The following is a 24572-nucleotide window of genomic DNA, read 5'->3' as shown; positions in this document are numbered from 1 at the left end:
AAGGAAGACCGTGAGCGAGGAATCACTGCGAATCGGACGGCGCCTGGCCGACAATCCGATCGCGATCGTCGGCATGTCCAGCCTGTTCCCCATGGCGCGCAACCACCGCGACTACTGGCAGAACATTGTCGACGGTCTGGACTGCACCTCCGAGGTGCCGGAATCCCGATGGCGCGTTTCCGACTACTACGACCCGGATCCCGACGCGCGGGACAAGACCTACTCCCGGCGCGGGGCGTTCCTGCCGGACGTCGAATTCGATCCGCTCGAATTCGGCATGCCGCCCAATCAGCTCGACGTGACCAGCACCATGCAGACGCTGAGTCTGATGGTGGCGCGAGATCTGTTGCAGGACACCGGGGCCGACGGCTCGCCATGGTATCGGCCCGCGCGGACCGGCGTGGTGCTGGGCACCACCGGGCCGGTGCCGCTCATGCATCCGCTGGCGGCGCGGCTGTCCACGCCCGTGCTCGAGGAGGTGGTGCGGGCCGCGGGCCTGACCCAGGCCGACGCCGAGGAGATCGCCGATCGGTATGTGCGGGCGTTCGCGCCGTGGGAGGAGAACTCCTTCCCGGGCTTCCTCGCCAATGTGGTCGCCGGGCGGATCGCCAACCGGCTGGATCTGGGCGGGCTCAACTGCACCGTGGACGCCGCCTGCGCCGCCTCCCTGTCGGCCATGCGGATGGCCATCGCGGAACTCGTCGACGGCCGCGCGGACATGATGCTCACCGGTGGAGTCGACACGGAGAACACCATTTTCGTGTACATGTCCTTCGGCAAGGTCGGCGCGCTGTCCAAGACCGACCGGATCAGCCCGTTCTCCGATGACGCCGACGGCACGCTGCTCGGTGAGGGCATCGGCATGCTGGCGCTGCGCCGGCTGGCCGATGCCGAACGGGACGGGAACCGGATCTACGCGGTGATCCGCGGGCTGGGATCCTCCAGTGACGGACGGGCCAAGAGCATCTACGCGCCGCGGGCGGAAGGACAGCGCATCGCCCTCGACCGGGCCTACGAGGACGCGGACTGCTCACCGGCATCGGTGGAGCTGTTCGAGGCGCATGCCACCGGCACCGCCGTGGGCGACCGCACCGAGCTGAGCGCGCTGCGCGAGCTGCTCACCGACAATGCGGCCGAGCGGCACGGCGCGGCGCTGGGCAGTGTGAAGTCCCAGATCGGGCACACCAAGGGCGCCGCCGGGACCGCGAGTGTGATGAAGCTGTCGCTTGCGTTGTACCACAAGGTGTTTCCGCCCACCATCAATGTGGATCGGCCCAATAGCGGCATCGACTTCGACTCGGCGCCGTTCTATGTGAACGTCAAACTGCGGCCGTGGATTCGTGATCCGCGCCGGGAAGCGCGGCGGGCGGCCGCCTCGGCAATGGGCTTCGGCGGCACCAACTTCCACATGGTGCTCGAGGAATACGACCGCGAGCGCGCGGGTGTGCGCAACCTGCATCGCACGGCGCGGGCCTACCTGTGGCACGCGACCGATACGGGCGCACTGCTGGAACTGCTGAACTCCGGTGCGCCCGCGGCCGACGGCGGGCCCGTGCCCGCCGCCCATGCGCGGGTGGGATTCGTTGCGGGCGACGATGATACGGCGGAGCGTCTGCGCGCGCTGGCGGCCGAGCGGCTCGCGGCCGAGCCCGAGGCCGGGCAGTGGACGCTGCCGCAGGGCGTGTACTTCCGGCGCGAGGCGCCGGCCGGACTGAAGATCGGCGCGCTGTTCGCCGGTCAGGGCAGCCAGTACCTCGACATGGGCCTGGAGGCCGTCGTCAATGTGCCCACCGTCGCCGCCGCCTTCGACGAGGCGAATGCCGCCTTCCCGGGCGAGCATCCGAGCCTGGCCGCCGCGGTGTTCCCGCCGACCGTCTTCGACCCGGCCCTGCGCCAGGAGCAGGAAGCCACCCTGCGCCGCACCGAATACGCGCAGCCCGCGATCGGTGCGCTGGCGGCGGGCCAGTTCCGATTCCTGCGCGAGCTCGGCCTGCGCTGCGACGGCTTCCTCGGGCACAGCTTCGGCGAACTCACCGCGCTGTGGGCCGCCGACGCGGTGACCTCCGAGGACTACTTCCGCCTGGCCGGGGCGCGGGGCGCGGCCATGGCGCCGGTCGCCGGCGATGCCGACAGCGGCGCCATGGCCGCCATCGCCGCCGGCCGTGACGTGGTGGAGAAACTGCTCGCCGACACCCCAGATGTCGTGGTGTGCAACCATAATGCTCCCGAGCAGGTGGTTGTCGGCGGCGGTACCGAAGCCGTCGAAGCGCTGCTCGCCGTCTGCGCCGGACAGCAGATCACCGCGCGCCGGCTGCCGGTGTCGGCGGCCTTCCACACGCCCTATGTCGGGCACGCGGTCGACCGGTTCCGCGCGGCGCTGCGCACGGCCCGCATCGACGGCCCCGCCGCCCGGGTCTACGCCAACAGCCCCGGCGCCGCATACGCATCCGATGCCGAGGTCAATGCCGACACTCTCGCCGAACAGCTCTTGCGCCCCGTGGAATTCGTCGAAGCGGTGCGCGCCATGCACGCCGACGGCGTGACCGTCTTCGTGGAGTTCGGTCCCAAGCAAGTTCTGACGGGGCTGGTCCGCACCATCCTGGCCGATACCGAGGTCATCGCCATCCCGACCGACAGCGGCCCGCTCGGCGATTCGGACATCGCCCTCAAGCAGGCGGCCGTGCACCTGGCCGTTCTCGGCGCCGACCTGACCGGCATCAACCGCTACGACGCCCCCGTGCCCGAAACGCCTGCGCGCAAGGGCATGACCGTCACCCTCTCCGCCCCCGAGCACATCTCTCCCGCCCGGGCGGCCGCCTATCGGGACGGCCTGACCGACGGCTTCCGCGTCTCCGCGGTCGCCGAACTCGCCGCCCGTCCCGCACCCACTCCCGCCCCGATCTCCGCCAATGGCGCTGTGGCACACAGCATTCAGGAGGAACACCCGATGACCGTCCAGCCGCAGCCCCGGAACCACCCCGGCGAGGACCCGGCCGTCCAGCACCTCGCCCTGCACTCCCGCTACCTCGACAGCCAGTTGCACGTCGCCGAAACGGTGGTCGGCCTCATCGCCCAGCACGGCCTCGACGACCCGAAGCTCCCGGAGATCATCGCCGCGGTCCGCGACCAGAGCGTGGCCATCGGCCACGCCCACGAACGCGCCGCCGAAGTCCTGGCCCGCCTGGCCGAACTGGAACTCGGCGCCGCCCCCGCAACCTGGTCCGACCCGGTCTCCTACACCGCCGCCCCGGCCGTCTTCGCACCCTCCGCCGCCCCTCGCCCACTGCCCGCCGCGCAGAACCTCACCGCCACTGCGCCCATTACTCCACCGTCGGCCACGACCACACCTGCCGCGGCTCACGTAGCCGCCCCCGCCCCGGCTGCTGCACCGGCTCCGATCGCGGAACCTCTTGCCCCACAGCCGACCCCATCCGCCCCCTCGCACACCAACGGCCACAGCCTCGACGCCGAATCCGTCCGCGCCGCCCTGGTCGAGGTGGTGGCCGGCAAGACCGGCTACCCCTCCGATCTGATCGACCCCACCATGGACCTCGAAGCCGACCTCGGCGTCGACTCCATCAAACGAGTCCAGGTCCTCGGCGCGGTCCAGGAACGCTTCCCCGCCCTCCCGGTCATCGGCCCCGAAATGCTCGGCGAACTACGAACTCTCGACCAAATGGTCGACATCCTGGTCGGAGAGGCAGGTGGTGCCGACCCAAAAGCGCCATCGCCGACCACTGAGCCGAACTCAGCGGTAGGCCCCACCCCAACCTTGCGCCACCTGGTCAGCCTCGTAGACCTGCCCGCCATCGACACCATGGACCGGCCCTTCCACTCCAATCCGGTCGCGGTCGTAGCCGACCACGGTGGCGAGGACGCATCGAAACTCGTTGCGGGATTGGAAGCCAACGGCTGGACAGTGCACCGCATCGATCTGTCCACCGCCGCCCCCGGAGAGCGCGCGGCCATGGACCCGGCGGAGTCCGGGTTCTGGTCGACGTGTACCGGATCGACCGAGCCCGGAGCTGGTGCGGTGGTACTCGGTGAGCTCGCCGAACGATCCATCAGCGAAAGGCTGAATGAGCCTGTCGATCTCGTACTGGTCGTGCTGGACGGGGAGCCGACGTGGGCGGCTGCCGAGCGCCGGCTGGCCGAGGCCATCCTGCTCGCCAAACACGGCCGAGCGGCGCTGACGTCCGTTGGAGGCCGGGGGGCGTTCGTCCCCGAGACTCGGCTCGACGGTGAGGTCGGGTCGACCGGTGCTGCCGAGGCTTCTCGGGCCGGCGCCGAACACAGGCCCACCGCGGCCATCGTGCCCGCCGGGCACGGGCGCACGACCGAGCACGGTGTGGCGCTGTCGGGAGGTCGCGCGGCGGGATCGGCGTCCACCGACGGTCCGGGAGCCCAGGCGGTTGCCGAGGAGCCGAGTGCCGCCAGGGGGCGCAGGGCGTTCGTCACTCTGACCCGGCTCGACGGCGGGCTCGGGCTGAGCGGCGTTGCCGAGCCGGAGGCGGGGTTGCTGGCGGGGGTGGGCGGCGTGGTGAAAACCCTTGCCGCCGAGACGCCCGAATTGTTCTGCCGCGCTGTGGATGTGCATCCGGCGTTGACTTCCGATCAGGTCGTCGCCGCGGTGCTGGCGGAGTTGCACGATGCGGCCGTCGATACCCTCGAGGTCGGCGTGGATGTAGGCGGGGCGCGGCGCACTGTCGTTCCCGGTCGCTATCGGCATCCTGTTGTCACCTCCGTGGTGGATCCGGAGGCGGCCGCGGAGCCGGTCCTCGAATCCGATGATGTGTTCGTGGTGACCGGCGGTGCTCGCGGGGTGACCGCATCGTGTGTGGCGGCGCTGGCCGAAACCGGTGCGGCGGAGTTCATTCTGCTCGGCCGCACCGAGCTTTCCGATGAGCCTGCGTGGGCCGCGGGTGTGGCCGATGCCGAGTTGCGGGGTGCGGTGATCGAAGAACTGCGGGCAGCGGGCGGACGACCGTCACCGCGGGAGATTCAGCGCTTGCACGGTGCGTTGGTCGCTCAGCGGGAGATTCGGGCGACAGTGGATCGGGTGCGCGCGGCTGGAGCGCGGGCGACCTATCTTGCCGTGGATGTCGCCGATGCGGCCGCTGTTCGGGCTGCGCTGGCCGGTCGTTCGGTCACCGGGGTCGTGCACGGTGCGGGCGTACTCGCTGACGCACTGCTGCCGGACAAGACACTCGCTCAGGTCGAGAAGGTGTTCGCGCCGAAGCTGCGCGGATTGGCGGCCGTGCTCGATGCGGTGGATTCGGATCGGTTGCGGCACTTGGTGGTTTTCACCTCCATTGCCGGGCTGCTCGGGAACCCGGGGCAGGCCGACTACACGGCGGCGAACGAGGCGCTGGCGCGTTTCGTCGCGAGCTGGCGGCAGCGGCATCCAGGGCGGCACGGCGTGGCGATCGACTGGGCCGCGTGGGACGGTGGCATGGTCACTCCCGAACTGCGGGCGCTGTTCGCCTCGCGGGGAGTGCGATTGCTCGATCCGGTGACGGGGGCGCGGGCCTTCGTCGATGAGTTCGCCGAATCGCATCGGGGCGATGGGCGGGTGCTGATCGGTGAAGCGGCGGCACTGGCAGGTACCGGTCCGGCTGCCGCTGCGGCACGTATCGCACGACGTGAAGTCGGTGCGGTGGAACATGATCCGGTCATTCAAGATCATCGAATCGGTGCGCAGGCGGTGCTGCCCGCCACCTTCGGACTCGGCTGGATGATCAATGTCGCCGAACGGGCGCATCCCGGACTGCGGGTCATCCGGGTGCGCGACTTTCAGGTGAACAAGGGGATCGTCTTCGATGGCAGTCCGGACATTCCCCGCTGGGTGGAGTTGTCCGAGGGCCGCGCCGAGGGCGATCGGGTGATCGTGGACGCGGTGGCTCGCGGTGACAGTGGTCGCGCGCTGCCGATCTCCCACTATGCGGCCACGCTGGAACTGGCGGTCGAGACGGTGATCGCACCGCGGCGGTCGCCGCATCCGTCCGGTATCGGAGCCGCCGACGGGGCCTCCATCTACACCAGCGCCACCCAGTTCCACGGCCCACGCCTGCAAGGGCTGCGCTCGATCCTCGAATTCACCGATGAGCGTCTGGTCGTGCAATGCCGCCTGACCGATGTCCGGGTGGCCAAGGGCGCGTACAGCGGCGCCCTGCACAGCCCGGTGCTCGCGGACGTAATGCTGCAAGGTCCCTCGGTGCTCGGCGGCCGTCTGCTCGGGCAGGCCTGCCTGCCGCTGGCCATCGGCGTCGCCGACTATTACGCGCCGCTGCCGAGCGACGCGGACTTCATCCTGACCGTCGACGGGGTACGCCGGAATGCCAATGGCATCACCGCGACCGCGACGGCCACCACTGCGGACGGCGCGGTCCTGGTGCGATTCGACGAGCTGGTGTTCGTAGCGACGCCGGCCATGGCAGCCAAGTTCGCCGAATCGGTGGCGCACTGGCGAACGGAGACAGCGCAGTGACCATGACCGAACTCGATTTCGCCGGAGAACCATTCGACCCGTTCGCCTGGACCGCACCCGCCGCACCCGCCGCGCAGCCCGTGCCTGCTGCGGCCGCCATCGAAGCGTCCGGTGTGGCCGTGAACGGCGATGTCGCAAGCCTCGTGCGCGATATGCGATTCGCTCTGGTGCGGTCGCACGAGCAGATGCTGCGGGCACAGACCGCGTTGCAGCGCAGGGTATTGCGGTCGAACGGCCACGTGGTGCGTGCCGACGGTCAGCAGGCCCCGGTTTCCGGGCCGACTCCCGTTGACAGCGAGGCGCGGTTCAAGCCGCTCGCCCGGACGGCGGTGATCGAGCTGGACGCCGCCGCCCTGGCCAAGCTGGCGGCCGGGGATATCGCGGCGGTCTTCGGACCCGGTTTCGCCCAGGACGGCGCCAATCCTGATGTGCGACTGGGCGGTTCGTCGCTGGTCGCGGTCAGCGGGCTGTCCGTGTACGGCGGGGCCCGGGGGAATGGGGCATTGACCGCGTGTGTCCGCCTCGCCTCCCTCGACCACAATGCCGTTGTCGAGGCCGTCGTCCAGGCAGCTCAGGTCTATGCGTTGTCCGTCGGGCTGCCTCTGTGCCTGGCCGATGCGACCTTCCAGCGGGAGGCGCCCGGATTGCCGGTCGAACCGGTGCGGGTGGACCTCGCTCCGCTCAGCTCCCATGAGCTGGAAGTCGTTCTCGAGGTCACCGAGATCGATTTGGTGCCAAGGCCATTCGTGCGTGTCGATGCGGAAGTATCGCTCGCGGGCAGCTCGATCGGCTGGGTGCGCGGGGTGACCGTGGCCGTGGTGGAGAAGCCGGGCGTTCCCATCGGCCCGGAGGTGGGCGGTGTTCCCGCTCGCTGGCTGGGGCGCTTGGGCCGCTTCGGTGATCGCGCTCTGCTCAGCGAATTCCATCTCGCGCAGATGTGCCGCGGCGACCAGGGCATCGGCTTGGGACCGGAGTTCGCGCAATACAGTTCGCGCAAGGCCACCCGGCCGCCGGATCGCGGACTACTGCTGGTGGACCGGTTCATGGCGATGTCCGGAACTCGCGGCGTGCTCGACAGCGGATCGCACACAACCGAATACGACTCTCCCGCCGACTCCTGGTACTACCGGGACACCGCGAACGCCTCCATGCCCAACTGCATCTACATGGAGACCTCGCTGCAAGCCGCTCTCCTGCTCGGCTACTACCTCGGCCCGACCCTCGCCGATCCGGACGCCACCGTGAGCCTGCGAAACCTGGGCGGTACGGCGACGGTGCTGCGCGAAGTGGACCTGCGGGACACGACGATCGTCGAACACTCGCGGCTGTTGTCCACCTCGCCGATGCCCGGCTCGACCCTGCAATCCTTCTCCTACACCATGCATGTCGACGGTGAGCCCTTCTACGAGGGCGAAACCCTGTTCGGCTATTTCAGCGACGCCGCCATGGCGAATCAGACGGGCCTGGATGCCGGTCGGCACGTGCCGACCTGGCTCGACAGCCGTCCGGTGCGCCCCGCCACCAGAACCATCGATATCGCCGCGCGTCGTGCCGATCCGAATGCACGCCTGGTCTCCCTCGATCACTTGGCGCTGCTGGACCGGGTGGAAGTCGTCGACGAGGGCGGCATTTTCGGCAAGGGCTATCTGCACGCGGTCCAGCCGATCGACCCCGCGCACTGGGTATTCGCCCGCCACTTCCGCTACGACCCGGTCATCCCCGGCTCGTTCGGCATCGAGACCTGCATTCAGGCCATGCAGGAATGGTTGCTGGACAGCGGATTCGGGGCGGGCATGCGCAATCCCGGTTTCGTCCTGCCCGCCGGGCTGCCCTTCACCTGGAAGTACCGCGGCCAGTTCCTGCCCACCGATGGCGAATGCACCCTCGATGTGCACCTGAAGCGAATCGAGCAGCGTCCCGGGCGAGTCCGCGTGGTCGGCGAGGCCAGCATGTGGAAGCCCGGCCTGCGGATCTACGAACTCAGCGATATCGCAGTCGAACTGCGTGAGGAAGGAGCCCCGCCGTGGTGAGCGTCGTACCCACCCGACCGGCCGGTGACCTGCAAACCCTCCGGGACGCACTGCTGCGCCTGGACGACCCGTTCTTCCTGGTCCGCACCCAGACCGGCCTGGGTGCCACCAACGATCCGGTAGCGGCGCGCACCGCCCAGGTGCTCGCCGCGGTGCCGCCCATCCGCCCGGAGTCCTTGGGCGACGACGGGTTCCGGCGCACCCACGGCGTCCGGCTCGCCTACATGGCCGGAGCCATGGCCAATGGCATCGCCTCGGCCCGCATGGTCATCGCCCTCGCTCGCTCCGGCGTCCTGGCCTCCTTCGGTGCGGCCGGCGTCCTCCCGTCGCGAGTGGACGAGGCCCTCGCCGAGATCCGCCGCGGAGCCCCGGGCATGCCCTTCGCCTGCAACCTGATTCACAGCCCCAATGAACTCGCCATGGAGCGAGCAACCGTGGATCTGTGCCTGCGCCACCAGGTCCGGTGCATCGAGGCCTCCGCCTTCATGAACCTCACCCCGCAGGTGGTGCACTACCGCCTCGCCGGCCTGACCGTCCGCGACGGCCGGGTAATCGCCGAAAACAAGGTGATAGCCAAGGTTTCCCGCACCGAGGTGGCCGAACTGTTCCTGCGTCCCGCTCCCGAACCCATCGTCCGCGACCTGGTCGCCGCGGGCCTCGTCACCCCGGAGCAGGCCGAGCTGTCCCGCCGCGTGCCGATGGCGGACGACATTACCGCCGAAGCGGATTCGGGCGGCCACACCGACCGCCGCCCCCTCACCGTCCTGGTCCCCGAACTCCTCGCCCTGCGGGACCGCATCCAACAGGAACTCGCCTACCCCGACCCCGTCCGAATCGGCGCCGCAGGCGGCATCGGCACCCCCTCGGCAGCCCACGCCGCCTTCGCCCTCGGCGCCGCCTACGTGGTGACCGGCTCCATCAACCAGGCGAGCGTCGAAGCCGCCCAATCCGATTCGACCAAGCAACTCCTGGTCACCGCCACCAGCACCGACTGCACCATGGCCCCCTCCGCCGACATGTTCGAGATGGGCGTGGAAGTCCAAGTCCTGCAACGCGGCACCATGTTCGCCACCCGAGCCAAACACCTCTACGACACCTACCGCGCCTACCCCGGCATCGACGCCATCCCCGCCCCAACTCGCACCCAACTGGAACAACGCACCTTCAAGCGCCCCCTGGACGACATCTGGTCCGACTGCGTCACCTACTTCACCGACCGCGACCCCGCCCAGCTCGCTCGCGCCGAATCCGATCCCAAACGCAAAATGGCCCTCATCTTCCGCTGGTACCTGGGCCTCTCGTCGGCGTGGAGCATCACCGGCGCCCCCGACCGCACCCCCGACTACCAAATCTGGTGCGGCCCCGCCATGGGCGCCTTCAACACCTGGGCCACCGGCTCCTACCTGGCCCCCGCCCCCAACCGCCACGCCGCCGACCTGGCCACCCACATCATGCGCGGCACCGCCCTCGCCACCCGCACCACCCAACTCCGCGCCGCCGGCGCCCGCCTCCCCGCCGCCGCCTGCACCTACCTCCCCACCCCACTGGAAGCCTGAACCCCGGCCATCCGATCCTGGTCGTCCTGCATCCGGGCCCGCATCCGCGCCTCGACCGCGCGGATGCGCTGGTTCGCCGACGGATGCGTCGACAGCGGCGCGAAAACGAAGCGGGACAGCCGATCCCGCCACGATCAGCAGCGCAAAGGCAACGACCGCGAACCGGGTCCCGAACAGCACTATCGCCATCCCACTGTGCGCTGAACTTCCGCTGCCACCCGCGCAGGGGTGAGGCCGGAGGTGTCGATGACGGCGTCATCGATGTCGGCGGTCTCGAGGAGCGCGGCCAATTCGGTCACGCGCGCGAGATGCCATGCCAGACCCTCGGGATCGTTTGCGTGGCGGCTGCGCAATCGTTCCTCGGTCAATGCGGGATCCAGTGTCAGCCGGATTACCGCCAGGCTCTGGGCGTGGGTTGCGTCCCGGTACCGGGCGACATCCTCACGGCGCTCGATCACCCCTGCGAGAATCAGCCGCTTCGCGCCGGCTGCCCGGTAGTTCGTTGCTATTGCCGCCAGGTTCGCCAACTCCAGGGCAAGGTTGAAGGGGTCGTCGGCTGGGGCGGGCCAGGAATGGCGAATGTGGTCGAGGTCGATAACCGCGTGTGGGATCGCGGCCTGCTCTTCGAGGTCGGCGAGTGCGTCGGCCACCGTGCTCTTGCCGACACCCACGGTGCCATTGAGGAACACGGTGTCGACTTCGCTCATAGCCCTGATTATCCAGAGCGGTTGGGCGCCGTTCAGGAATCGAGCATCAGGTCGATGTGCATCGCGTCCGATGGTAGACAGTCAGGGGTTGCGGACCCATTCGGCGATTTTCGCGCCGAGGGCGGGGCTGTCCTTGATCCAGGCGAAGTGGTCGAGGTTCTTGATGTCGGAGCCGGGGCCGAAGTGCCAGCGGGTGAGGGTGGCCGACTTCAGGCGGCGGGCCAGGTGATCCACGGTTGATTCGGGGCCGAGGGGGTCGGTGTCGAAGGAGATCATGAGGGTGCGCAGGGGGAGGGCGCGCAGGAGGCGGTCGTAGCGGAGTTTGGAACCCGCGGGGCGGTAGTCGCCGGTGAGGGCGTGGCGGGACCAGTCGATCATGACGCCGCCGGCCATGGGGCCGCCCATGACCTTGCCGCCGGGCCAGTAGCCCTTGATATTCGAGACTATGCGGACGTATTGGCTGCCGTACAGGACGCCGAGCCGGCGCTTGAGTTCGAAGGCGCGCCAGTAGACGACGCCGGTGGCGATGGTGATGATGCCGGCGAGCCGGTCGGGGTGGGCGGAGCCGTACAGCAGGGAGAGCTGGCCGCCGAGGCTGTGGCCCAGCAGGTAGACGGGCGCTTCGGGGAAGCGGGCGCGGACGGCGTCGAGGATGGCGGGCAGGTCCGCCTCGAGCATCTGGCGGTAGCCGTAGTCGGGGGCCTCGCCGAGGGGCGGGGCGCTTTCGCCCTGGGCGCGCAGGTCCACGGTCGCGGCCGACAGTCCGGCGGCGTGCAGGGATTTGGCGATGGGCAGGTAGAACTTCGCCTTCATGGCGATCGCCGGGAGCACCAGCAGTACGGGGGCGGCCGGGTCCGCGGCGGGGAGCACCCGGACCACGAAGGATGCGGCGGCGGAGCTGTCGGAGGCGGGGACGGTGACCGGGAGGGCTTCCAGAGTGCTGAATTCCGAGGGCTTCCGGGCTTCGCCGGACTCAGCGGTCTTGCTCGGGGTGGACATGACTACCTTCCTGATCAGACGGCCGCGGTCCGCCGGGCGGCGAGCTGGCAGACATAGTCGAAGGACACCTTGCCGACGAGGACGTCATTGTCGTCGTAGAGCATGGCCCGGCTGTCGACGTCGAAGCGGGTGCGGTCGGTGCGCTCGGCGATGGCGCGAATATCGCGCACGTCGACGGTGCCGATGGCGCGAATACGGCCCCGGGCGGGCTTGAAGAACACCGAACGGGAGTCGCGCACCACCATCCACTCGACCTCGCCGAGATCGGGCGCGGCCGCGCCGACGAAGGCCACGGCGCAGGCGATATCGGCGGCCAGGTACAGGGCCGCGGCGTGCACGGTCTTGACGTGATTGCGCAACTGCGGGTCGTCGGGCAGTTCGGCGATGGCCCGCTCGCCGTTCAGATCGGTGACCCGCACGCCGGTGAAAACACCGAACGGCACGGCCGCGTTGGCGATCTCGGCGAGCTTGCCGTAATCCGGATTCTCGGTGGCGAATTCCGCGAACGGCGCGAAGGCGCGGTCGAAGAATGACGTCTCGGTCATGGTTCTGTCCCCACTGCGTCGAATTGGGTCGTCTGGCAGCATCTTTCGATTCGCAGTATGTCCGGGCGGGCGGACCGGGAACGGGCTCATTGGGAGGTCCTATCGCCGGATACGGAACTGTGGAACGTACCCGGGCCGGGGGCGCCCGCGTCGGTAGTGTCCGCTGTGGCCCCAGGTTGTGCGGAGGGAATGTCGATGCGACTGTTGCAGCGCGAACGCGCGGATCTCGAACGGTACCTTCCCGGTCTGGACGAGTCGCTGGCCGAGATCCCGCTCACCGAGCTGGAGCGGCCCGGATCGCCGGGCGTCGCGCTGTTCCGGGACGCGGGCGGGCCGGGCCTGGTGATACCGACCGAGTTCAAGGGTCTGGGCGCGGATGCCGTTGCGGCGGTGCGAATTCAGCGTGCACTGGGTTCGCGCTCGCCGTCGCTCGCGGTCGCGACCACCATGCACCACTTCTCGGTGTCGAGCCTGGCGCTGGTCGCCGCGGACGCCGGCAATGCATGGCTTTTGCTGGAAGCTGTTGCGACACAAGGATTGCTGGTCGCCTCCGGTTTCGCCGAGGGCAGGCCGGACGGGCGCATACTCGCGCCGTCGATGACCGCGACCCGCACCGCCGACGGCCTGCGCGTCTCCGGCGTCAAACGCCCCTGCAGCCTGGCACGGTCCATGGACCTGTTGACGGCGAGCGTGGTCGTGCCGGGGTCGGCGGGCACGCGGGATCAGCTCGGCGTGGCGCTGATCCCGTCCACCGATCCGGGCGTGACGGTCACCCCGTTCTGGTCCAGCTTCGCGCTCGCCGGCGCGGAAAGCGATCAGGTGACCATCGAGAACGTCCTGGTGCCCAGCGATTTGGTGGTGCTCACCGGCCCGGCGGACGGCGCCCGGCTCGACGAAATCCAGACCATGGGATTCGTCTGGTTCGAATTGCTGGTGACCGCCTCGTATCTGGGCGCGGCCACCGCCCTGGTGGAGCGAGCGCTCGACATGGACCGGGTGAGCGACAGCGAGAAACTGCGGCTCATCATCGCCGTGGAAGCCGCCATGGCGGCCGTGGAGAACATCGCCCGCCAGGTCGCGGACGGGCAGCGGGACCAGCGCCTGCTGGTCGACGCGCTGCTGGTGCGCTACGCCGTGCAGGACGCCATCGCCACGGTCGTGCCGCGCGCCGCCGAACTGCTCGGCGGCCTCAATTTCATGACCGCCGACGATGTCGGTTACCTCGCCGCCGCCGTCAACGGCCTCGGCTTCCACCCGCCGGCGCGCGCCAGGATGGCCGGCCCGCTGGCCGAGTACGCGACGGGCTCCTCGTTGCGGATCGCCTGAAGGGAATCGGAATGACCTGGCGCAAGCGCACAATCCTGCTCACCGGCGGCTCCGGCGTGGTCGGCCGCGCCCTCATCGACGAACTGGCGGCCGATTTCGACATTGTCTGCCTGCGCCACCGGCGGCCGATCGGTGATGTGCGGGTCAGCGAGTTCGCGGGCGATTTCACACATCCGACGCTCGGCCTGCCCGCGGCGGACTACCGGCGGCTGGTGCATCGCGTCGATGCGATCGTGCATTCGGCGGCGGTGACGAGCTGGAAGGAGGATCCGGCCGAGATCCGCGCCGCGAATCTGGCGGGCCCGTCGGCCATGCTCCGGCTGGCCGCGGAAGCCGGTGTGCCGCTGTACTTCTTCAGTACCGCCTTCGTCGTGCACCCCTTCGCCGGTGATGACACATTCCCGGGCGCGGCGGCCTACCTCCGGTCGAAGATCGAGGCCGAGAAGCTGGTGCGCGAACACCCCGCCGACACCGTCATCGTGCGGCCGTCGGTGGTCTCCGGGAGCACGGCCGACGGATCGATGGCGGCCTTCCAGGGCCTGCATCGAGTTCTGGGCGGGGTGGTGCGCGGGCGCGTCCCGCTGGTGCCGTGCGTACCGGAATCACTGATCGACACGATTCCGGTGGACCTGGTCGCCCGAGCCCAAGGACGGTTGCTGCGTGAGCAGGTGACCGCGGGGGAGTTCGCGCTGACCGCGGGACGGGAAGCCCTGCGCGTCAGCGACTTCTTCGAAGTGTGCGAAGGCATGTCGCGGGAGCTGGGCATCGAGGTGGCGCCCCCGCGCTTCCTGCCCGGTGAGGCCGTCGAACGCCTGGTGCTGCCCCTACTGGAGGAAACGCTGCCGCGCGCCGCCCAGCAGGTGTTCCGTGATCTGCTCGAATTCTGCTGGCTGTTCCAGACTCCCGAACCCCTGCCGTCCGCGATGGGCGAGCTCGGCTTCACCTCCGAGATCACCCGGCCCGCATTGCGGGAAGCGACCTGGAAGACAGTGCGCTACTGGGCAACCGCGAAGGGCCTGCGACCGGATCGCGAGCGGGAGCGGGTGGCATGACCGTCACCAGCGTCGACTCCGCCTGGCCGGAGCTGTGCCGCACCCACTTCGGCCCGGCGCGCGCCGCATTCGGCAATGTGCTCGGCGGCATGGCCGAAATCGCTTCGGCGAGAGCGTGGGTCGATGCCAGCGACGGCCGCCGGTATCTGGATTTCGGCGGGTACGGCGTCTTCCTGCTCGGGCACCGGCATCCGGCCGTGATCGCGGCGGTGCGCCGCCAGCTCGATCTGCATCCGATGTCCTCGCGCGTCTTCTTCGAACCGGTCGCGCTGCGCGCCGCCGCGGCGCTGACGGCCACCTTGCCCGGTGAACTGTCGATGGTGCAGTTCACCAACTCCGGCAGCGAGGCCACCGAAGCCGCGCTCAAACTCGCCAGGGCCAACGGCAAGTCGGCATTGATCAGCGCGCGCAACGGTTTTCACGGCAAGACCCTCGGTGCGCTGAGCGTCACCGCCAACGAGAAATACCAGCGCGCATTCCGTCCACTGCTGCCGCACGTGACCGAGGTGCCGTTCGGCGACATTCCCGCCATGGCCGCGGCGCTGGCCGCGGTCGAGGGCGTCGGTTGTGTCGTCATCGAACCCGTCCAGGGCGAGGGCGGCGTCCACATTCCACCCGACGGCTACCTGCGTGAGGTCGCCGAGCTGTGCAGACGCCATCGTGCACTGCTCGTCGTCGACGAAATCCAAACGGGCCTGGGCCGTCTCGGCTCCTGGTGGGGCATCGACAGCGAGGGCGTCGTCCCCGATATCGTGCTCGCCGGCAAGGGCCTGTCCGGGGGAGTGGTGCCCATTGCCGCCATGGTCGCCGACCCGCGCACCTTCGCCCCCTTCGCCAATGATCCCTACCTGCACACCTCCACTTTCGCCGCCTCGCCCATCGCCTGTGCGGCCGCCATCGCCGCCCTCGAAACCATGACCGCCGAAGACCTGCCGCGCCGTGCGGCGGACCTCGGTTCGCGACTGCTGCACGGGATCCGGCGGATAGCCGATGCTCATCCGGCCGCCGACCGGATCACCGTGCGCGGTCGCGGCCTGCTGCTCGGCGTCGATCTCGGCACGCCCGGCGCGGTCGGCGAACTGTTCCTGAACCTCCTCGACCGGGGAGTGCTCGCCAATCACTCGCTCAATGCCTCCAGCGTGGTGCGGTTCACCCCGCCCGCGATCATCACCGACGACGAAGCCGGCGTGTTCCTGGCGGCCTTCGCAGACGCACTCGCCGCCGTGCCGTTCGGCTGAGAGGAAAACTTTTGCGCGCCGTAGATTTCCGCTACCTCGCCCCGGCCGCCGAGGCGGCGACCAGTTATGAGCGGATCAGCGATTTCGCTCGCTACCCCGAGGTCACCGATGCGGTGGTCTCGGTCGACTACGCCGAATCCGACGATCGGGGCGTGATCTCCACCTGGGTCGTGAAATTCCGCCGCGGCCTGCTGCGCTGGACCGAACGCGATGTCTTCGACCGCGCCGCCGGCACCATCGAATTCGAACAACTCACCGGAGATTTCACCAGCTTCCACGGCCGCTGGCAGATCACCGCCACCGAGCAGGGCGCCGAGATCGGCTTCACCGCCGAATTCGACCTGGGCATGCCCACCCTCGCCGACATTCTCGATCCCGTCGCCGAATCCGCGCTGCGGGACAACATCACCCTCATTCTCCGCGGCCTGCTCGGCGAGCTCCACCCGGTCGCGCCCGCCGACCACGGCTGAACCGAAAGGCTGACCCCGTCGTGACCACGACCACCGACATTCCAGAGTTCTTCCGGGACTACAACCCCGGGCGCGGCCTGAAACGCATAACCGCCATTTCCCGGCCGCCCGCCACCGGCTATTACGGCGATGCCTGGCACACGGCCGCCACGCGTTTCCCGGACCAGCGGATAATCTTGCAGCGACCGGCCGATATCGCCCCGGACTCCGGCGCCGAATACACGTATTCCCAGTGGGCGGACCAGGTTTCGGAGCTGGCGGCCTGCCTGTTCGAGGCGGGCGTGCGGCCCTGGGATCGCGTCGCGGTCATGAAGGCGAATCACCCCGACGTCCAGGTCATCGGCAGCGCTGTGGCCCGGCTGGGCGCCATCCCGTTCCAGATGGCCTGGAATCACAATCACGATGTCGCCACGACCCTGCTGAAGCGCCTGGACCGGCCGTTCCTGGTGACCGACCCGGGCCGGCTCGACCAGGCCGAGCTGAGCGCCGAGGATCTGAACGCGCTCACCGCCAGAACCATTATCGTCGGCCCGCACCCGGCTCCGGCGGGCGCCATTCACCTCGACGACCTGCGCGGCGCCGATCCCGCCCCGGTCCGCCTGCGCGGCTGGAGCGAACCCATGGTGGCCACCCACACCTCGGGCACCACCGGCTACCCGAAATTCGCGCTGCATTCCGCGGAAACCCTGCACGCCGTCGCCCATGTCGAAACCGAGCACTGGGGCGGGCTCGGCTTCCGCACCAGCGATGTCTTCGCCTTCTTCGACCCGTATTTCCATCAGCACACCATCACCGCGCTGCTGACTCTGGCCACCGTCGGCCCGCGCTTCGTCGCCATCTCCGATGTGCTCGAACCGGATGTCGCCGATCTGCTCGCGGCGCACAAGCCGACCGTGGTCGACATGCTGCCGAATATGTATCTCGTCCTGGAGCACCTGGCCTCGGACCCGCGCGGGCTGTTCGAGAAGGTGCGTTTCTACATCAGCTCCTTCGACGCCATTCACACCCGCTCCATTCGCACCTTCCTGGCCGCCAGCAAGTTCACGCTGCCGGGCTGGATGCAGTCGTGGAGTCAAACCGAACAGGGGACCATCGTGCTGCGCCCGTATCTGAAATTCATGGTGCGCAAGGTCGGTCAGTTCCCGCCGCCGTCGCAGAACATGGGCTGGCCGCTGCCCACCGTCGCGAAACTGCGGGCCGTCGATCCCGAAACCGGGGACGAGGTGCCCCGCGGGCAGGTGGGTCTCATCGAGATCGATCAGCCCGGCCGCTGCCTGGCCTATATCGGCGAGCAGCACCGCCACGCCAACAAGGCCGACGGAATCTGGTGGAACACCGGCGATCTCGGCATCATCTCGCGCTGGGGCACCGTCCGCCTCATCGACCGCGAAATCGACCGCATCGAAGGCGGCAGCGGCATCGCCATCGAGGACGCCCTGCTCGACCGGCTCCCGGAAACCAGCGAAGTCGTGGTGCTGCCCCGCGCCAATGCCCTTCCCGCCCCGGTGTATTCGACGTACTCGGGCGAGCCGATCCCCGCCGATCGTTGGGTCGCGGCCGCCTCCGGGCTCCCCGCCATGGCCGACCCGATCCACCTGCCCTGGAACGACTTCCCCCGCACCGCCACCTGGAAGATCCGCCGCGTGGAACTGCGCCGCCGCCTCTTCGACGAGGCCCCGACGGGGATCGGCGCATGGACCTGACGCCCGCGCCCCTGGACGCCCGCCCCGGGCAGGCTGTTTACAGCCGCCGCATCCTCGCCGTCTACGACATCGGCGTCCTCCGCCTGTCCTACCCCCTGGCCTGGGGCTGTCCCAGTAAACACCTTGTCGCCCACTACAACCGGAACGTCGGCGTCGACCACCTCGACATCGGCGTCGGCACCGGCTTCTTCCTGGACCGCTGCCGCTTCCCGCAGCCGCCGGACATCACCCTCGTCGACATGAACGCCAACTCGCTGGCGGTCACCGCGAAACGCCTGGGCCGCTACCGGATCTCGACGCTGCGGGCCAATGTCCTGGACCCACTGCCTCTGCCGCCCGAGAGCTTCGACTCCATCGGCGTGAACTGTCTGCTCCACTGTCTGCCGGGCACCTTCGAGCAGAAGGCCACCGCCCTGGCGAACATTCGAAAACTGGTCCGTCCCCACGGCGTCGTCTTCGGCTCGACCGTCCTGGTGAAGGGCGTGCACCACAATCCGCTGGGCCGCTACCTCGTCGCCTCCTGGAACCGGCGCGGCATCTGGTCCAACCGGGACGACGACCACGCCGGCCTGCTTCGCGCACTCAGCACTCACTTCACCCACGTCGAGATCGACATGCGCGGCCGCTCGGCCCTGTTCACCGCCCGTCCGTAGCTCAGGCGCGGAAGGGGTGCGCCAGCTGGGTGGTCAGCAGCCGGCGCGCGGTGACCAGCGAGGGGCCGTACCAGGTGAGGCTGCGGCCCTCGACCAAGGCGACGGGAGTACCGGGGAACGCTTCCGGGCCATCGGTTTCGGTGAAGACGTAGGGCTCGTCGGGGAGTACGGCCAGGTCGACGCCCACCGTCAACTCGTGTGGGGAGACCTTCGGATATCGCTCCGGCCGGTCGGCGTGCACCAGGCGCAGGCCCAGCCGGTGGGCGAGATCGGCGGTGAAGGTGTCGCCGCCGACGACCATCCAGGGATCGCGCCAAATGGGGATCACCGCATTGCGGAAGGGACCTGGCGGGGGAGGGGCCCATTCCGCCTCGGCCCGGCCCAGCCATGCCGGTGGCGTCACGCCCAGCGCCACCGCGAACAAGCGCTCCAGCGACGAAAATGCCTCCGCCACCGTGCGAATCCTGGTCACCCATACCGGGATTCCCGCCGCCCGCAACCGGTCCACGTCGATGCGGCGGTTCTCCTCCTGATTGCACACCACCAGATCCGGTGCCATATCGATGATGCGCCGCACATTCGGGTTCTTGGTTCCCCGCACCCGCTCGACCCGCAAATCCGGCGGATGCGTGCACCAGTCGGTAGCGCCCGCCAGCAGGCCGGGGCAGCTGACCGCGATCGACTCGGTCAGCGACGGCACCAGCGACACCACTCGCCGCACCGGCCCGCGCAGCCCGACCGGCGTGCCGAGATCATCGACCGGTTCCGCACCGTTCGACCACGTCGTGGGATCCACGACTACCCAGGCTAGTCCCGCGGCCGGCCGCTCAGTCGTAGGCGACCTTCCAGCTCTTGATCGCGTTCAGCCAGCCCGAGCGCAGCCGGACCGGCGGGGAGATCTCGTACAGGTTGGGCATCACGTCGGCGATGGTGTTGAACATGAGGTCGATCTCGAGTCGCGCCAGGTTGGCGCCCGCGCAGTGATGGGTGCCGCTGCCGCCGAAGCCGACATGCGGGTTGCGCGTGCGCAGGATGTCGAACCGGAACGGGTCGTCGAAGTGGTCCTCGTCGAAATTGGCCGAGGCATAGAACAATCCGACCCGATCACCCTTGGCGATGGGCTGCCCGCCGATCTCGGTATCGCACATGGCGGTGCGCTGGATGGCGACCACCGGCGTCGCCCAGCGGACGATCTCGTCGGGCGCCGTGCGCGGGCGCTGCGCCTTGTAGATCTCCCACTGCTCCGGATGGTCGACGAACGCCTTCATCCCGTGGCTGATGGCATTGCGGGTGGTCTCGTTGCCGCCGACGATGAGCAGCACCACGAACCACGCGAACTCCTCGGAGGTCAGGCCCGCGCCGCCCATATCGGCCTGCAGCAGCGTGGTGACGACATCGTCGGCCGGGCAGCGCCGCTTCTCCTCGGCGAGATTCCACGCGTAGCCCATGACCCCGGCGGTGGCCATCCGGTGGTCGCCCTCGTAGTCGGGATCGTCGTAGCCCATCATCTGATTGGTCCACTCGAAGAGCTGGGCGCGATCCTCGGCCGGAACGCCGAGCAGCTCGGCAATGGCCTGCACCGGAAGCTCGCTGGCGACCTGTTCGACGAAGTCGCCGCCGCCGGAAGTCCGGGCCTCGCGGACGATCCGCTCGGCCCGCTCGCGCAGCGCTTCGCGCAGCCGCTCGACCGCGCGCGGGGTGAAGCCCTTGGAGATGATCCGCCGGAATCGGGTGTGCCTGGGCGGATCCATATTCAGCAGCATGGCGCGCTGAATCTCGATCTCCGCGCGCGTGGTGTCGCTGGGCTGCCGGATTACCGCGGTGTTCTCCTCCGAGGAGAAGACTTCCGGATTCCGCGAAATCGCCTTGATGTCATCGAGTTTGGTGACAACCCAGTACCCGCCGGTGTCGAACCCGCTGCGGCCGTCGGCCTGCGGATTCCAGTACACCGGCGCGGTGCGGCGCAGTTCGGCGAACTCCTCGACGGGCAAGCGCTCGGCGAGCAGGTCCGGATCGGTGAAGTCGAACCCGGCGGGTAGGGACGGCACGGAACCTCCTGTGGCACATGATCATCAAAAGTGAACCATGCATGCCTCGGAGTCGCGCAACGAGCACTCCTCAGGAGGGTGGCGGACAGAACGGCTCGCACACCACCGGCGAGCTCGGCACGGCCGGCGGCGTATCGTCGAACTCCGCGGAACTGACCAGCACCATGATGGCGATGGCGACGCCGACTATCAGAATGGCGGTGGCGAGCACCAGCGCCCAGTTGAGCCGGGGAAAAGTAATGACTTCGCTGCCGTCGTCGAGAATGTGGAATATGACGGCGGCGCTCACACCGGTGCGAGCCATTTGTGCCAGAACGGCGGTACGCCACGACGCCAAAGCCATTGTCTCTACCCACGAGCAGTCCTGCTGTGCCGTAATAAAGGCACAATTCAGGCTACGTCTCACCTGCGGTGATAGCAGTGAGGTATGGGCAGGATCCGATTACGAATACCGATCGGTTCGGGCTAAAAAGCAACTCGAATCGGCAGGGGCGCGCGCCGGGTCGATTCGAGCTTCATGCCTCAGCACAGCGGATTATCGGCCCTGCAGGATGTACGGCGGATAAGAGCCGGTATCCAGCTGGCGCCGCCATTCGCGGATGGCCCCTTCGCGCTGGAACTGCTGGGCCCGCGTCGATACACCGGCTATTCGTGGGCGGCTTGCTCCAGGATCCGCAGCGTTTCGACCGCGTCGCGCGGATCGACCGGCACGGGCGCGCCGTCGCACAGGGCGTCGGCCATACCGCGGTAGAAGGCCGGGTAATCGCCGGGCTCGCTGGGGATGGGCCGGGTGTCGCCCTCGGTGCCGAACAGGCCCCAGTGCTCGGGTTCGACGGCGCCCCACGGGTGCCCGTCATCGGGCCGGCGACCGGCGCGCAGGGCTGCTTCCTGGGGGTCGAGACCGTATGTCACATAGGCGTTCTCGGAGCCGAGAACGCGCAGCCGCGGACCCAGCTGGGGTGCGACGGCGCTCATCCACAAATGGGAGCGCACCCCGTTGGCGTGGGTGAGGGCGAGGAAAGCGTCGTCATCGGCCTGCACGCCGGGCCGGCGGTGATCGCGTTCGCTGTAGACGTCGGCGACCGGGCCGAAGAGGGTGAGCGCCTGATCGATGAGATGGCTGCCCAGATCGAACAGGATGCCCGCGCCCTCGGCCGCGCTGCCGAGTTCCCGCCAGCCGCCCTTGGGAACCGGCCGCCACCGCTCGAACCGGGATTCGAACCGGCGCACGCTGCCGAGCCATCCGGCCTCGATCAAGGCCCGCGCGGTGCGGAAATCGCTGTCCCAGCGCCGATTCTGGAAGACCGACAGCGCCAGTCCCGCCTGTTCGGCCGCCGCGACGACCTGTTCGGCCTCGGCCGAGGTGACCGCGAACGGTTTGTCCACCACCACCGCGAGCCCGGCCGCCAAGGCTTGCAGCGCCAGCGGCGCGTGGGTGCGGTTGGGCGTGGCGATCACCGCCAGGTCGATTCCGGCCGGATCGGCGAAAAGCTCATCGGCCGTACGCACTACGCGCACCCCCGGATGCTCCGCCCGGGCCTGGTCGGCGCGCTCGGCGGACGAGGTCACCACCGCGGCCATCCGCAGCCGCGGCTCCGCGGCGATCAGCGGCGCGTGAAAGACCGCACCGGCCAGGCCGTAACCGATTACCGCCACACCGAGTTCCCGCACTCCGCAGACCTTTCCGTCTCTAGTCGATGGCGTCCGCGAGGGTGTCCCCGTCGATCCCGGCCGGTGCCAGCGCATCCGCCGCCGCCCGGATCTCCGGCAGCCGCGCCGGATCGGCGAGCAGCCCGGTGAACGCGAAATCCACGATCTCCGCCGGGCTCACCGAGTATTCCGGCACTGCCAGCACATCGAACAGCGCGATCACCAGCCGCGCCCCGGACTCCGGCTTCATCGCGCGGACATCACCCTCGTTCTGCGCGGCCCGCACGAAATCTACGACCACCCCGTCGAATTGCCGGATGAGCTCGCGCTCGGCGGCGAAATTCTCCTGATACAGCTCCGGCGTGGTCAGGATGGCCACCAGCACGTACGGCGAATCCCGGAAGTGCTCCAGCGACTCCCGCAGCCAGCGATGCAGCTTCACGATCGCCGGCGCGGAGACCCGGGCCAGCTCCCGCGCCAGTTCGAGCGGCCGCCCGACACCCAGCCCCACCAGTGCCGACAGAATGTCGTTCTTGGTCGAGAAGTGCTTGTAGATCGCGGGTTGCGCCACCCCGATCGCACTGGCGATGGTGCGCGTGGAGGTGGCCGCGTACCCGCGTTCGGCAATGAGCTCGGCGGCCGTGCGCAGAATGCGGTCGGCCGCCGGACTCCATCCGGACGTCGGTGCGGGCATGCGGACCAGGCTATCGCGACTCGCCCGGCGGTCCCGGCCACGGCGTGTCGCCCAGCAGCGCCTCGGCGAGATTGCGGTAGAAGGCGAGCACGCCCGGCGCCTCCTTCGGGCTGAGATGCCCGCGCTCGGCGAACCGCGAGCCGACCGCGCGCTGCACAGCCTCGAGCCCGATGCGATCCTCGTCATTGATCATCGCGGTCACCGCCTGCTGCGTGCGCGCGATCGACGCGTCCCCGGCCGCCGCCAGTTCCGGCGTGGTGAGCACCCCGCCCAGCACCTGAACCCGGTCGATGGTCTGCGGCACGAAGGTCAGCCACACCACCTGATCCGACAGTGCGATGAACGCGCTCACCGGAAATCCCACCAGCACCATGCCATTGGACTGCTGCATCTCGTCCAGCCGCAGCGTCTGCGAGGGCAGCGGCAGCGTGAACGGAATCCGCGCGTGCAGCACCCACGGCGAATAGTGCTCGACCGCCACATCCCCGCCGCCCGGCATGAACGGTTCCAGGGTCTGCTGGTGCAGCCCCAGCACGTGATAGTTCTCGTGCCCGTTCTCCATCACCAGCTTCCAATTGACCTGCCACTCCAGCGACCACGAGTCGACCAGCGTCATCCGGTCCAGCCGATACGCCGCGTAGCGGTGGGCGGCCAGCTCGAGATGCGGCTCGATGGGATCGGCATCCGCATCGGTGTTCACCCAGACGAAGCCGTTCCATTCCGCGACCGCGAAGCGCGGCAACCGGCAGTCCGCCTTCGCGAACTCGGTATTGCCCTCCATGTACGGCGCTCCGCGCAACCGGCCGTCGAGGGCGTAGTTCCAGCGGTGATATGGGCAGGTGAACGATTTGAGCTGTCCCGCACCGGGCTCCACCACGGGCATGAGCCGGTGCCGGCACACGGGGGAGAGGGCGTGCAGCGCACCCGCGCCGTCGCGGGTCACCACCACCGGTTCGCCCGCAATGGACAGTGACACATAGTCGCCTTTCCGCGCTAACTGGTCGGTGTGCGCGACCAGGAACCACGAGCGCCGGAAGATTCGCTCGCACTCGAGGTCCCACAACTCGGCGGAGGTGTAGGCGGCGGGCGGCAGGCTCAGCGCGGGTGGGTGCGGATCGAGGTATTCGCGCAGTGTTGCGCGGATCTCATCGATTCCCCGGTGGGTGAGCACGGACATCTCGAACCTCCCTGACGGTGGGTTATCGATCGATAACCTGGCGAGTTCAGGTTATCAACTGATAACCGATCGTCAAGGGTGATCTGCCGGGGCCCTCGAATCCGGAGCGCGTGCGGGGGTAGCCATCCCGTCGCCAGAACCGCCTGGGGACGCCGTTGTGGGGGCGGGGTCTCCGCGACGATGTCCCGTCCAAACCGCACTTGTGGTCTGATATGTGCCGAATGCCCCCAAAATCGA

18 protein-coding genes are annotated in these 24572 nt (G+C 68.9%); 9 read left to right on the top strand and 9 right to left on the bottom strand.

What is annotated here, in order from left to right:
* The first annotated feature begins 10 nt into the window (after window positions 1–10).
* The 3 genes from ACYQ5L_RS24655 to ACYQ5L_RS24645 are packed head-to-tail and all read left to right on the top strand — an operon-like array spanning window position 11 to window position 10073.
* On the top strand, window positions 11–6487 hold the full coding sequence (locus ACYQ5L_RS24655; RefSeq protein ID WP_459960623.1) for an SDR family NAD(P)-dependent oxidoreductase: 6477 nt from the start codon (window positions 11–13) through the stop codon (window positions 6485–6487).
* Window positions 6488–6489: 2 nt separating this feature from the next.
* Window positions 6490–8517: a hotdog family protein gene (locus ACYQ5L_RS24650; RefSeq protein WP_459963525.1), complete on the top strand. Its 2028-nt coding sequence runs from the start codon at window positions 6490–6492 to the stop codon at window positions 8515–8517.
* Window positions 8511–10073, top strand: coding sequence for a PfaD family polyunsaturated fatty acid/polyketide biosynthesis protein (locus tag ACYQ5L_RS24645; RefSeq protein WP_459960621.1), 1563 nt, complete (start codon window positions 8511–8513; stop codon window positions 10071–10073). Before ACYQ5L_RS24650 ends, ACYQ5L_RS24645 begins: the two co-directional genes overlap by 7 nt.
* Window positions 10074–10252: 179 nt before the next feature.
* Here ACYQ5L_RS24645 and ACYQ5L_RS24640 read toward each other — a convergent pair whose 3' ends face one another.
* The 3 genes from ACYQ5L_RS24640 to ACYQ5L_RS24630 form a co-directional block, all read right to left on the bottom strand.
* Complete coding sequence (locus tag ACYQ5L_RS24640) at window positions 10253–10780, bottom strand: AAA family ATPase (protein WP_459960619.1); 528 nt, start codon at window positions 10778–10780, stop codon at window positions 10253–10255.
* A gap of 81 nt (window positions 10781–10861) precedes the next feature.
* On the bottom strand, window positions 10862–11779 hold the full coding sequence (locus ACYQ5L_RS24635) for an alpha/beta hydrolase family protein (RefSeq protein ID WP_459960617.1): 918 nt from the start codon (window positions 11777–11779) through the stop codon (window positions 10862–10864).
* Window positions 11780–11793: 14 nt separating this feature from the next.
* Complete coding sequence (locus ACYQ5L_RS24630) at window positions 11794–12324, bottom strand: PaaI family thioesterase (RefSeq protein ID WP_459960615.1); 531 nt, start codon at window positions 12322–12324, stop codon at window positions 11794–11796.
* A gap of 195 nt (window positions 12325–12519) precedes the next feature.
* On the opposite strand from ACYQ5L_RS24630, the gene ACYQ5L_RS24625 reads away from it, so the two are divergent.
* Genes ACYQ5L_RS24625 through ACYQ5L_RS24600 form a run of 6 tightly spaced genes read left to right on the top strand, consistent with a single transcriptional unit; the run spans window position 12520 to window position 18766 of the window.
* Window positions 12520–13650 carry an acyl-CoA dehydrogenase gene (locus tag ACYQ5L_RS24625; protein WP_459960612.1) on the top strand — a complete coding sequence of 377 codons (1131 nt, stop codon included), beginning with the start codon at window positions 12520–12522 and terminating at the stop codon, window positions 13648–13650.
* A gap of 11 nt (window positions 13651–13661) precedes the next feature.
* Window positions 13662–14702 (top strand): SDR family oxidoreductase, encoded by a 1041-nt coding sequence (locus ACYQ5L_RS24620; protein WP_459960611.1) that lies wholly within the window; start codon window positions 13662–13664, stop codon window positions 14700–14702.
* Window positions 14699–15940, top strand: a complete 1242-nt coding sequence (locus ACYQ5L_RS24615) for an aspartate aminotransferase family protein (protein ID WP_459960609.1) — start codon at window positions 14699–14701, stop codon at window positions 15938–15940. The genes ACYQ5L_RS24620 and ACYQ5L_RS24615 overlap by 4 nt, the downstream gene beginning before the upstream one ends.
* An 11-nt stretch (window positions 15941–15951) precedes the next feature.
* Entirely contained in the window at window positions 15952–16410 is a 459-nt protein-coding gene (locus ACYQ5L_RS24610) for a type II toxin-antitoxin system RatA family toxin (protein ID WP_459960607.1), read from the top strand.
* 20 nt (window positions 16411–16430) lie between these two features.
* Entirely contained in the window at window positions 16431–18113 is a 1683-nt protein-coding gene (locus ACYQ5L_RS24605) for an AMP-binding protein (RefSeq protein WP_459960605.1), read from the top strand.
* The gene (locus ACYQ5L_RS24600) at window positions 18104–18766 is read left to right on the top strand and encodes a class I SAM-dependent methyltransferase (RefSeq protein ID WP_459960603.1); all 663 of its coding nucleotides are present in this window, start codon (window positions 18104–18106) and stop codon (window positions 18764–18766) included. The genes ACYQ5L_RS24605 and ACYQ5L_RS24600 overlap by 10 nt, the downstream gene beginning before the upstream one ends.
* Window position 18767: 1 nt before the next feature.
* Here ACYQ5L_RS24600 and ACYQ5L_RS24595 read toward each other — a convergent pair whose 3' ends face one another.
* From ACYQ5L_RS24595 to ACYQ5L_RS24570, 6 genes are all read right to left on the bottom strand, one after another.
* Entirely contained in the window at window positions 18768–19562 is a 795-nt protein-coding gene (locus ACYQ5L_RS24595; RefSeq protein ID WP_459960601.1) for a helical backbone metal receptor, read from the bottom strand.
* Window positions 19563–19593: 31 nt separating this feature from the next.
* Complete coding sequence (locus ACYQ5L_RS24590) at window positions 19594–20814, bottom strand: cytochrome P450 (RefSeq protein ID WP_459960599.1); 1221 nt, start codon at window positions 20812–20814, stop codon at window positions 19594–19596.
* Between the two features lie 70 nt (window positions 20815–20884).
* Window positions 20885–21118, bottom strand: a complete 234-nt coding sequence (locus ACYQ5L_RS24585; RefSeq protein WP_459960597.1) for a hypothetical protein — start codon at window positions 21116–21118, stop codon at window positions 20885–20887.
* Window positions 21119–21459: 341 nt separating this feature from the next.
* Window positions 21460–22485 carry a Gfo/Idh/MocA family protein gene (locus ACYQ5L_RS24580; protein WP_459960596.1) on the bottom strand — a complete coding sequence of 342 codons (1026 nt, stop codon included), beginning with the start codon at window positions 22483–22485 and terminating at the stop codon, window positions 21460–21462.
* 19 nt (window positions 22486–22504) lie between these two features.
* Entirely contained in the window at window positions 22505–23158 is a 654-nt protein-coding gene (locus ACYQ5L_RS24575; RefSeq protein WP_459960594.1) for a TetR/AcrR family transcriptional regulator, read from the bottom strand.
* 10 nt (window positions 23159–23168) lie between these two features.
* The gene (locus tag ACYQ5L_RS24570; RefSeq protein WP_459960592.1) at window positions 23169–24335 is read right to left on the bottom strand and encodes an aromatic ring-hydroxylating oxygenase subunit alpha; all 1167 of its coding nucleotides are present in this window, start codon (window positions 24333–24335) and stop codon (window positions 23169–23171) included.
* Between the last annotated feature and the right edge of the window lie 237 nt (window positions 24336–24572).

The sequence above is a fragment of the Nocardia sp. IFM 10818 genome (genome assembly GCF_054655275.1).
The sequence above is the reverse complement of the archived record's forward strand: the minus strand, read 5'-3'. Positions and strand labels throughout refer to the sequence as shown.